Annotated in this window: 9 protein-coding genes; 5 read left to right on the top strand and 4 right to left on the bottom strand. The window is 69.0% G+C overall.

Annotation, left to right across the window (positions count from 1 at the left end):
* Position 1: 1 nt before the first annotated feature.
* From A5709_RS18325 to rfbA, 5 genes are all read left to right on the top strand, one after another.
* On the top strand, positions 2 to 1,450 hold the full coding sequence (locus A5709_RS18325) for a hypothetical protein (protein ID WP_068121396.1): 1,449 nt from the start codon (positions 2 to 4) through the stop codon (positions 1,448 to 1,450).
* A gap of 88 nt (positions 1,451 to 1,538) precedes the next feature.
* Complete coding sequence (locus A5709_RS18320) at positions 1,539 to 2,864, top strand: UDP-glucose/GDP-mannose dehydrogenase family protein (RefSeq protein WP_068121393.1); 1,326 nt, start codon at positions 1,539 to 1,541, stop codon at positions 2,862 to 2,864.
* Between the two features lie 223 nt (positions 2,865 to 3,087).
* Positions 3,088 to 3,843: a maleylpyruvate isomerase family mycothiol-dependent enzyme gene (locus tag A5709_RS18315; RefSeq protein WP_068121390.1), complete on the top strand. Its 756-nt coding sequence runs from the start codon at positions 3,088 to 3,090 to the stop codon at positions 3,841 to 3,843.
* A gap of 36 nt (positions 3,844 to 3,879) precedes the next feature.
* Entirely contained in the window at positions 3,880 to 4,254 is a 375-nt protein-coding gene (locus tag A5709_RS18310) for a nuclear transport factor 2 family protein (protein ID WP_067943610.1), read from the top strand.
* 21 nt (positions 4,255 to 4,275) lie between these two features.
* Positions 4,276 to 5,151, top strand: coding sequence for a glucose-1-phosphate thymidylyltransferase RfbA (rfbA, locus tag A5709_RS18305; RefSeq protein WP_068007173.1), 876 nt, complete (start codon positions 4,276 to 4,278; stop codon positions 5,149 to 5,151).
* Here the strand turns inward: rfbA and A5709_RS18300 are convergent.
* The 4 genes from A5709_RS18300 to A5709_RS28520 form a co-directional block, all read right to left on the bottom strand.
* Positions 5,093 to 6,370, bottom strand: a complete 1,278-nt coding sequence (locus tag A5709_RS18300; protein ID WP_068121387.1) for a YibE/F family protein — start codon at positions 6,368 to 6,370, stop codon at positions 5,093 to 5,095. The two genes, rfbA and A5709_RS18300, sit on opposite strands and share 59 nt — an antisense overlap.
* A gap of 26 nt (positions 6,371 to 6,396) precedes the next feature.
* Complete coding sequence (locus A5709_RS18295) at positions 6,397 to 7,686, bottom strand: pyridoxal phosphate-dependent aminotransferase (protein ID WP_067943616.1); 1,290 nt, start codon at positions 7,684 to 7,686, stop codon at positions 6,397 to 6,399.
* A gap of 32 nt (positions 7,687 to 7,718) precedes the next feature.
* The gene (locus tag A5709_RS18290) at positions 7,719 to 10,685 is read right to left on the bottom strand and encodes a (Fe-S)-binding protein (RefSeq protein ID WP_068121383.1); all 2,967 of its coding nucleotides are present in this window, start codon (positions 10,683 to 10,685) and stop codon (positions 7,719 to 7,721) included.
* A 141-nt stretch (positions 10,686 to 10,826) separates the two neighbouring features.
* A partial coding sequence (locus tag A5709_RS28520) for a hypothetical protein (RefSeq protein ID WP_197520191.1) occupies positions 10,827 to 11,055 on the bottom strand: 229 nt, incomplete at its 5' end.

Genomic DNA, 11,055 nt, shown 5'->3' with positions numbered 1-11,055 from the left:
GGTGTCAATGGCGCCGACGGCCGTCCGAATGGTGCTGGTCGAAGGCCAGAATGGCGAAGGCGCCACCGTCGACGAAGACAATTTCGACGTTCCGCCCGAAGATGACGCCGCAACGCTCAGCGCGGCCAACCAGGTAGTCTCCGCGATCCTGGGCACGCGTGAGGGCGCCGCCGAGGGCGGCTACCAACTGGCCTCGACAGGGGTCACCTTCACCGACCCGATCGAGGCCGCCGCGCTGCGCGATGCGCTGGCCGCCCACAAGGTCGAGAACGTGATGTTGGTCTCGTCCTTCCTGGCCGCGGCGGCCCTGGCCCAGGCGGTCGGCAGTCAAACCAACTATGCGCAAACGGCGCTGCTCTACATCGAGCCCGACACCGCGACCCTCGCTGTCGTCAACAGCGCCGACGGGTCGGTTGCCGATGTCCGCCGGGAACCCCTGCCGGCCGACGACGAGGCCGCGGTGGCCCAGCTGGCCACCATGGTTTCGCAGGCCGAGACGATGGAGACCCGCCCGGACGGGGTGTTCGTCGTCGGCTCCGGCGTTGACATCCCGCTGATCAAGCCCGCGCTCGAGGCGGCGACCACGCTGCCGCTGTCGGCTCCCGAGGAGCCGGAGACGGCGCTGGCCCGGGGCGCGGCGCTGGCCTCGGCGCACGCCCCGCTGTTCTCCTCCTCCACCGCAGCGCTGGCCTACGCCCAAGACCCGGGCACCGGCGCCATCAACCCGTTCGCGATTGCGCCGGGCTACTTCGAAACCCCGGGAACCCTGGAAAGGGACGCCCTCGCGTACAGCGCCGTCCCCGACGACGTCGACGACTTCTACACCGGCGCGCAAACCGGCGCCACCGCGCTCGTCGACGCCGGTTATCCCGAGCGCCGCTCCTTCCGGCTGGTGGGCAGCATCGTGGCGGGCGTCTTCGTCATCGGTGTGGTGGCGCTGGTCGTCTCGCTGGCGATCGCGATCCGGCCCACGGCCAACGTCCGGCCCAGCCCGAACCAGAACGTCGTCGTCGCGCCCACCCGGCCGGCCCCGGCCCCCGCGGCTCCCGCGCCGGCCGAGGCTCCGGCGCCCGCGGCGCCCGCCCCGGCACCGGCGGCTCCGGCCCCCGCTCCGGCGGCCCCGGCGCCCGCTCCGGAGGCCCAGGTGCCCGCCCCGGCGGCTCCCGCTCCTGTTCCGGTTCCCGAAGCCCCGGCGCCTGCCCCGATTCCGGTCGCGCCGGCTCCCGCGCCGCCACCTCCGGTGGCGCCCGTTCCGGTGCCGATCCCGCTGCCGATCCCAGGCATCGGTGGACCGATCATCGGTGGGCCGCCCGGTGGCGGCTTCGGCGGTGGTCATGGCGGCGGAGACGAAGGTCACGGCGGCGGTGGCGGCGGGTTCCCCGGCATTCCGGGCTTCGGCGGCGGCCACGGCGGTTTCGGCGGTGGCCACGGTGGGTTCGGCCGGCACTAATCGGTTCGGGGCCAGCTGTCACCTGCCGTTTGCCTTCCGCTTAGGGAGGCGATGCAGTTAGCTCATCGCGACGACGTATACCGGTTACATGCGATGCACCGTCTTCGGCACCGGCTACCTGGGTGCCACCCACGCGGTCGGAATGGCGGAACTGGGACATGAGGTGGTCGGGGTCGACATCGACCCGGGCAAGGTCGCCAAGCTCGCTGGCGGTGACATTCCCTTCTATGAACCCGGCCTGCGCAAGCTGCTGACGAAGAACCTGGCAACGGGCCGCCTGCGGTTCACCACCGACTACGACATGGCGGCCGAATTCGCCGACGTGCATTTCCTCGGGGTGGGCACGCCACAGAAGAAGGGCGAGTACGGCGCCGATCTGCGCCACGTCTACGCCGTGATCGACGCCCTGGTGCCGCGGCTGACGAGATCGTCGGTGCTCGTGGGGAAATCGACCGTTCCGGTGGGAACCGCCGCCGAGCTGAACCACCGGGCGGCAGCGTTGGCGCCGCGCGGGGTCGACGTCGAGATCGCCTGGAACCCCGAGTTCCTGCGTGAGGGCTACGCGGTGCACGACACCCTGCATCCGGACCGCATCGTCCTAGGGGTCCAACAGGATTCGACACGGGCCGAGGCGGCGGTCCGTGAACTCTACGGCCCCCTGCTCGCCGAGGGTGTGCCGTTCCTGCTGACGGACCTGCAGACCGCGGAGCTGGTCAAGGTTTCCGCCAACGCCTTTCTGGCGACGAAGATTTCGTTCATCAACGCCATCTCCGAGGTGTGCGAGGCCGCCGGCGCAGACGTCAGCGTGCTGGCCGATGCGCTCGGCTACGATCCCCGCATCGGCCGCCAATTCCTCAACGCCGGTTTGGGTTTCGGCGGTGGCTGCCTGCCCAAGGACATCCGTGCCTTCATGGCCCGCGCCGGCGAACTGGGCGCCGACCAGGCGCTGACCTTCCTGCGCGAGGTCGACAGCATCAACATGCGCCGGCGCAGCCGGATGGTGGAGCTCGCCAGCGCGGCCTGCGGCGGGTCGCTGCTGGGCGCCAATATCGCCGTGCTCGGTGCGGCGTTCAAGCCCGAATCCGACGATGTGCGCGACTCGCCAGCGCTCAACGTCGCTGGTCAGCTGCAGCTCAACGGCGCCGCGGTCAACGTGTACGACCCCAAGGCGCTCGACAACGCGCAGCGGCTGTTCCCGACGCTGAACTACGCGGTTTCGGTTGAGGAGGCGTGTGATCGCGCGGACGCGGTGCTCGTTCTGACCGAATGGCGCCAATTCATCGACCTCGACCCCGGCGACCTGGCCGACCGCGTGCGGGCCCGGGTCATCGTCGACGGCCGCAACTGCCTCGATGCCGCCCGCTGGAAGCAAGCGGGCTGGCGGCTGTTCCGGCTGGGGGCGCCGCGGCCCTAGCCGGCCGCTAGCCAGCGCTCGAAGGCGGAGCGGAATCGTGCGTCGGCTCGCATTCCGCCATCCGTCGCAGCTCCTGAGCCATGGCGCGATCTTCTTGCGCGAACTGGCGGTGCACAGCCGCGTGTTCCCGGTATTCGTCCCTGCGCCATAGACCGCAATAGGGACGAAGTCCTCTGCCCAGTGAGCCCTTGGTCGTTTGGCGCCGGCGAGTAGCCTGACCCGCGTGGATTATGCCGGTGCATTCCTGGAAGAAAACCGCGCATTTTCGGAGCTTTTCCGGGATGCGGACCAGTCCACGCGCGTGCCGACCTGCCCGGGGTGGGACCTCAATCAGCTGCTGCGCCACGTCGGCCGTGGCGACCGCTGGGCGGCGCAGATCGTGCGGGAGCGACTGCAGGAGTTTCTCGACTTCCGGTCCGTCGAGGGCGGCAAGCCGCCACCCGATCCGGCCGACGCCATCTCCTGGTTGCACGGCGGCGCGCAGCGGCTGGTCGACGCCGTCGAGCTGACGGGTGTGGAAACGCCGGTGTGGACCTTTCTCGGCCTCCGCCCGGCGAACTGGTGGATCCGCCGCCGCTTGCACGAGGTGGCGGTGCATCGGGCCGACGCGGCCATCGCGCTGGGCGCCGAATTCGCGCTGGATGCCGGCCTGGCCGCCGATGCGATCACCGAATGGCTCGAGCGCATCGCGATCCAGGCCGGCGGCGAAGGGGCGGCACTCCCGCTCGAGGGCGGAAACACCCTGCACCTGCACGCCACCGACCCTGGTCTGGGCGAAGCCGGCGAGTGGACTATCGGAGTCGACGACGGCCGGATCGCCTGGTCGCACGAGCACGGCAAGGGCACGGCGGCGTTGCGGGGCGGCGCGACCGAGCTGCTGCTGGCCATCCTGCGCCGGGTGCCGCTCGCCGACACGGGCATTCAGTTGTTCGGCGACGAGGCGGTGTGGCAGAACTGGCTGGACCGTACCCCGCTCTAGCCACGGCGGCTGGGCGCACACGGTAACTTGCAACCCATGACCACTTCGGAGATCGCCACCGTCCTGGCATGGCACGACGCGCTCAACTCGGCCGACCTGGAAACCCTGCTCGCGTTGTCCAGCGACGACATCGAGATCGGCGACGCGCACGGGGCCGCGCAGGGGCACGAGGCGCTGCGTGGGTGGGCCGCCTCCCGCCACGCGACGGCCGAACTCGGCCGGATGTACGTGCACGACGGGGTCGTGGTCGTCGAACAGAAGGTCAGCGCCCCGGACAATCCCGGGGCCGTGACAACCGCCGCGTCGGCATTCCGCGTGGTCCACGACCACGTGACGTCCGTGTTCCGGCACGACGACCTGGCGTCGGCGCTGGCGGCGACCGAACTCACCGAAAACGACCTCGTCAACTAAGCGCGGAACAGGGAGTCATTCATGCGCGGGATCATCTTGGCCGGCGGCTCGGGCACTCGCCTGCATCCGATCACCGTCGGCATCAGCAAGCAGTTGCTTCCGGTGTACGACAAACCGATGGTCTACTACCCGCTGTCCACCCTGATGATGGCCGGGATCCAGGACATTCTGGTGATCACCACCCCGCACGATGCGGCGGGCTTTCAGCGGCTTCTAAGCGACGGCTCACAGTTCGGGATCAACATCAGCTACGTGACGCAGCAAAGCCCCGACGGTCTGGCCCAGGCCTTCGTGCTGGGCGCCGACCACATCGGCAACGACTCGGTGTCGTTGGTGTTGGGCGACAACATCTTCTACGGCCCGGGGCTGGGCACCAGCCTGAGCCGTTTCCAAAACATAAGCGGCGGGGCCGTTTTCGCCTACTGGGTGGCCAACCCATCGGAGTACGGCGTCGTCGAGTTCAGCGACGACGGCACAGCGCTGTCGCTGGAGGAGAAACCCAAGACGCCGAAGTCCAATTACGCGGTGCCGGGCTTGTATTTCTACGACAACGACGTGATCGAGATTGCCAAAGGCTTGAAGAAATCGGCGCGCGGTGAATACGAGATCACCGAGGTCAACCAGATCTATCTCAACCGGGGCCAGCTCTCGGTCGAGGTGATGGCCCGCGGGACGGCGTGGCTCGACACCGGCACGTTCGACTCCCTGCTGGACGCCAGCGATTTCGTGCGCACGCTGGAACGGCGGCAGGGCCTGAAGGTCAGCGTCCCCGAGGAAGTGGCGTGGCAGCGGGGCTGGATCACCGACGAGCAGTTGGCCGAGCGCGCCCACACGCTGCTCAAGTCCGGATACGGCGGCTATCTGCTGGATCTGTTGGAGCGGAGCCGGTTTCACTAGGCTTCGCCAGCGCCGCGGCGATCGCCGTCGTCAGCGGCACCGACAGCGCCAGTGCGATGCCGCCCACCGCCGACCGCGCGATCTCGATGGCCACACTTTCGCTGGTCAGCACGTCGGTCAACGAGCGGTTGGCCACGCTGAACAGCAGCAGTAGCGGCAGCGAGCTGCCCGCGTAGGCGAGCACCAGCGTGTACACCGTGCTGGCGATGTGGTCGCGGCCAACTCGGATGGCGCCCAGGAAGATCGCGCGCCGCGAGCCACCGAGGTGGGCGAGCTCGAACACCGTCGATGCCTGCGTCACCGTCACATCGTTGAGCACGCCCAGCGACCCGATGATGAAGCCGGCGAGCAGCAGGCCGCTGATCGACACGTTGCCCAAATACGCGCTGACGGTGGCGTTCTGGTCATCGGACAACCCGGTCAAATGGGCCACTTGTATTGCCGCCCAAGATAATCCCGCCGCAACCAACAGCGAAGTCAGGGTGCCCAGCAGCGCGGCGCTGGTGCGCAGGCTCACGCCGTGCGCCAGATAGATGACCGCGTAGAGGATGGCCGCCGCGGCCACCAGGGCCACCGGAACCGCGGGCGCGCCGTCGCGCAACGCAGGCAGCAAGAACGCCACCAGGACCACGAACGCGACCCCGATGCCCACCAGCGCCAGCAGTCCCCGCCAGCGTGCCACGGCGACGATCACCACAGCGAATGCGACGGCCAGCGCGACCAACGACCAGCCACGTTCGAAGTCGTAGAACGCGTAGCTGGTGGCGCCCTGATCGTCGACCTGCCGGACGAGCCGAATGTGGTCTCCCACCGCGAATTTCGGCTGGCCCGGACCGGGGGAGGATTCCAGCAACGTGTTGGCGCCCGCATTGGGCCCGGAATCGATGGCCACCTGGGTCAGCACGCACCGCCCCGCGCCCGGCGGCGCCGGCTGCGGCGCGGTGGTGAGCACCTGGCTGACCGACGGGCTGCCGCAGTCACCCACGCCGCTGGACAGCACGTGTCCGGCCTGCGTGCTCACGGCGCCGCCGGCCGCATTCTGGAAGGGCATCGGGATGGCGACGTGCTGCCGGCTGGGCCACAGCGCGATGGCGCCACCCAGGACCGCCACCCCGATCGCCACCAGCAGCCCGACGACGATCCTGGCGGGCAGCGACTCAACCGGGGCCGGCCCGGACAGGCTGTGTGAATGCGAGTGCGAGTGCGTCACGCGGTCCACCGTAGAGGCGCCGGCTGCGAAGTTCCTTACTGGCGATAGCTGACCAGGAAGTTGCCCAGCCGCTCGATCGCCGCCGCCAGGTCGCGGGCCCACGGCAGCGTCACGATGCGCAGGTGATCCGGTGCCGGCCAATTGAATCCGGTGCCCTGCGTGACGAGGATCTTCTCCTGCAGCAGCAGGTCGAGGACGAGCTGTTCGTCGTCGGTGATGTCGTAGACCTCGGGGTCCAGCCGGGGAAACGCGTACAGCGCGCCCTCGGGTTTGACGCAGGACACCCCGGGAATCTCGTTGAGCTTCTCCCAGGCGACGTCACGCTGCTCGAGCAGGCGCCCGCCGGGCAGCACCAGGTCTTCGATGCTCTGATGGCCACCGAGGGCCACCTGGATGCCGTGCTGGGCCGGGACGTTGGGGCATAGCCGCATGTTGGCCAGCAGGTTGATGCCCTCGATGAAGCTCTCGGCGTGGTCCTTGGGGCCGGTGATCGCCAGCCAGCCCGCGCGGTAGCCGGCCACCCGGTAGGCCTTGGACAGCCCGTTGAACGTGAGGCACAACATATCGTGGGCCAGCGAGGCCACGTTGATGTGCTTGGCGTCGTCGTAGAGGATCTTGTCGTAGATCTCGTCGGCGAGCAGCAGCAGTTCGTGCTTGCGCGCCAATTCCACCATCTGGGTGAGGACCTCGCGGCTGTAGACCGCGCCGGTCGGGTTGTTGGGGTTGATGATGACCAGCGCCTTGGTGCGCTCGGTGATCTTGGACTCCAGGTCGGCGATGTCGGGCTGCCACGCCTGCGTCTCGTCGCACAGGTAGTGCACGGGCGTGCCGCCGGCCAGGGAGGTCGACGCCGTCCACAGCGGGTAGTCCGGCGACGGGATCAACACCTCGTCGCCGTTGTCGAGCAGGGCCTGCAGCGTCATCGTGATCAGCTCGGAGCACCCGTTGCCCAGATAGACGTCGTCGACGTCGAAGCGGGGGAAGCCCTCGACCAACTCGTAGCGGGTGACCACGGCCCGGCGTGCGGGCAGGATGCCCTGCGAGTCGGAGTAGCCCTGCGCGTAGGGCAGCGCCTGGATCATGTCGCGCATGATCACGTCGGGCGCCTCGAAGCCGAACGGCGCCGGGTTGCCGATGTTGAGCTTGAGGATGCGGTGCCCTTCGGCCTCCAGCCGCGCGGCATGCTGGTGCACCGGGCCGCGGATCTCGTACAGAACGCCCTGAAGCTTGGACGACTGCGCGAAGACACGCTGCCGGTGGTGCGCGGACGCGTTCAGGGGCAGCTGGTGAGTGGTCACGTCACCAATGGTGCCACTTCTGTCCACCGAAATTTGCTGTCAAGCCGCAAAATCCCAGGTCAGCGCTTGCCCGGCGGACGGGCCCCGCGCGCGATACCCAGCCCCTTCACCGGTGGACCCGACGGTGCGTCCGCGCCGTCGGTCTCCTTTGCCGGCTCCGCTTTCGGCGCCGGCTCCGGTTCGGCTTGTTCGGGCTGAGCCTCCGCCTTGGGTGCCTCGGCGGCCGGGGCGGCCTTCTTGGCGCCCGGTCGTTTCGCGCCGGCGGCGATGCCCAGGCCCTTGACCGGCGCCGCGGGCGCCTTCTCCTCGGCCGTGCCGTCGGCCGCCTCGGGCTCGGCTTGTTCGGGCTGAGCCTCGGCCTTGGGTGCCTCGGCGGCCGGGGCGGCCTTCTTGGCGCCCGGTCGCTTGGCGCCCGCTGCGATGCCCAACCCCTTGGCCGGGGCGGCGGGTGCCGCCGACTCCGCCGGCGCCTCCGTCTTGGCCTCGGCCTGGGCGGGCGCGGCCTTCTTGGCGCCGGGCTTCTTGGCGCCACCGGCGATGCCCAGCCCCTTGGCGGGCGCGGGCGCGGATGCCTCGGCTTTGCCGTCGCCGGCGGGCTCGGCCGCCTTCTTTCCGGGCTTCTTGGCGCCACCGGCGATGCCCAGCCCCTTGGCGGGCGCGGGCGCTGCGGGCGCCGCCTCGGACTTGGGGGCCGCCTCGGCGGGTGCCTCCTCGGTCTCCTTGGCCGGCGCCTCGACGGTGGCGGTGGCCTTTGGTGCCTGAGCCGCCCGCTTCTCCGCCTCCTTGGCGGCCGTGCCCTTCTCCGGCAGCGTCGCCTTGTCGTATTCGAGGGACCCGAGCAGCACCTGGGCGACGTCGAGCACCTCGACGCCGCTGCGGCCGGCCTCTTCCTGCCGGTCGTTGACGCCGTCGGTGACCATCACGCGGCAGAACGGGCAGCCGGTCGCGATCGTGGCCGCCCCGGTGGCCAGGGCCTCGTCGACACGCTCGTGGTTGATCCGCTTGCCGATGTGCTCTTCCATCCACATCCGCGCGCCACCGGCACCGCAGCAGAAGCTGCGCTCGGCGTGCCGCGGCATCTCGGTGAGCGTCGCGCCCGCCGCCCCGATCAGCTCGCGCGGCGCCTCGTACACCTTGTTGTGCCGGCCCAGGTAGCACGGGTCGTGGTAAGTGATGTCCTGGGACACCGGCGTCACCGGCACCAGCTTGTTGTCGCGGATCAGCCGGTTCAGCAGCTGGGTGTGGTGCAACACCGAGTAGTTAGAGCCCAGCTGCCGGTATTCGCGGCCCAGGGTGTTGAAGCAGTGCGGGCAGGTGACGACGATCTTGCGGTCGACGGTCTCCACGCCCTCGAACACCCCGTCCAGGGTCTCCACGGCCTGCTGCGCCAGCTGCTGGAAGAGGAACTCGTTGCCGGAGCGACGCGCGGAGTCACCGTTGCAGGTTTCACCGGTGCCCAGCACCAGGTACTTCACCCCGGCGATGGCTAGCAGCTCCGCGACGGCCTTGGTGGTCTTCTTGGCCTTGTCGTCGTAGGCGCCGGCGCAGCCGACCCAGAACAGGTACTCGAAGCCGTCGAAGCTGTCCACGTCCTCGCCGTACACGGGAACGTCGAAGTCCACCTCGTCGATCCAGTTGGTCCGGTCGGACGCGTTCTGGCCCCACGGGTTGGCCTTGGTCTCCAGGTTCTTGAACAGCACCGAAAGTTCCGAGGGGAATTCGGATTCCATCATCACCTGGTAGCGGCGCATGTCGATGATGTGGTCGACGTGCTCGATGTCCACCGGGCACTGCTCGACGCAGGCGCCGCAGGACACGCAGGACCACAGCACGTCGGGGTCGATGACGCCGCCCTGCTCGGCGGTGCCGACCAGCGGCCGGGTGGCCTGCTCCGGGCCGGAGCCCATGACGCGGCCGAAGCCCGACTCGGGGACGTGGTGCGCCTCGGCGTGCTTCTCGCCGGCCAGTTCCTCGCCGATCCCGCCCTCCGGCGTGTTCTCGGCGGGCGATTCCTTATCCCCGAGGATGTAGGGCGCCTTGGCCATCCAGTGGTCGCGCAGGTCCATGATGACGAGCTTGGGAGACAGCGGCTTGCCGGTGTTCCAGGCCGGGCATTGCGACTGGCAGCGACCGCATTCGGTGCAGGTGGCGAAGTCCAGCATGGCCTTCCAGCTGAAGTCCTCGATCTTGCCGCGGCCGAACTCGGCGTCGTCGGGCGGGTTTTCGAAGTCGATCGGCTTGCCGTCGGCCTCGATCGGCAGCAGCGGACCCAACCCGTCGGGCAGCCGCTTGAAGATGACGTTGATCGGCGCCGTGAAGATGTGCAGGTGCTTGGAGTGCAGCACGATGATGAGGAAGGCCAGCATGACGGCGATGTGCAGGAGCAGGGCCGTCGTCTCGATGATCTCGTTGGCGGGCTGGCCGAGCGGGCGCAGGATCGCCCCGAAGAGCTGAGACAGGAAGGCGCCGTTGCCGTAGGGCAGCGTGCCGTTGTTGACCGCCGACCCGCGGACCAGCACGTAGGTCCAGATGACGTTGAAGATCATGAACAGCACCAGCCACGCGCCGCCGGTGTGAGAACCGTAGAACCGTGACGAGCGGCCGATTTCGCGCGGGCTGCGCATCAGCCGAATGATGGCGAACGTGGTGATGCCGAGGAAGACGGCGGTGGCGAAGAAGTCCTGCAGGAAGCCCAGCGCGTCCCAGCGCCCGATGATCGGGATGTGGAAGTTGTCCTGGAACAGCAGGCCGTAGGCCTCGATGTAGACCGTGAGCAGGATGAAGAAGCCCCACATGGTGAAGAAGTGGGCCAGGCCGGGGATCGACCACTTGAGCAGGCGGCGCTGCCCGAAGACCTCGGCGATCTCCGTCCAGATTCGCCGGCCGGGGTCGTCGGTGTGACCCGGCGCGGGCTTCCCGGACGTGACGAGCTTGAACAGCCACAGGACCCGTCGTCCGGCGAGCGCGGCCACGACCAGCGTCATGCCCATGCCCACGATGAGTCTGATCAGCATCTGCGTGGTCACAGAAGGTCTCCCCAATGCATGTTTGATTCAGCCTGCGAATTGTTTGCCTGCTTAGCCCTGCTCATAGTTACATCTCCGCAGCTTCCGCCGCGAGAAAGGCTGCCCTAACTTGGAGGTCCGCGGTGCCCGTGGCCTGCCGTATCAGCGGGCCCGTGTGACCCTCGTCGCCGGGACCGGCCGCGTCAGCCCCGCGGTACGAAGGGCGGCAGCAGCGGCCGGAACCGGGTCGTCGTCGGGGGTGCGGCTGTGGTGGTCGCTTGCGACGTCGTGGGCGGCGCGGTGGTCGTCGTCGGCGGGGGCGTGGTCGTCGTGGTGGTCGGCGGCGGCGTCGTGGTGGTGGTGGTCGTGGTCGGCGCCGCGGTCGTCGTGG

Source organism: Mycobacterium sp. E1386 (genome assembly GCF_001672745.1).
Lineage (GTDB): Bacteria > Actinomycetota > Actinomycetes > Mycobacteriales > Mycobacteriaceae > Mycobacterium.
This window is presented reverse-complemented; position numbering and strand designations above follow the sequence as displayed.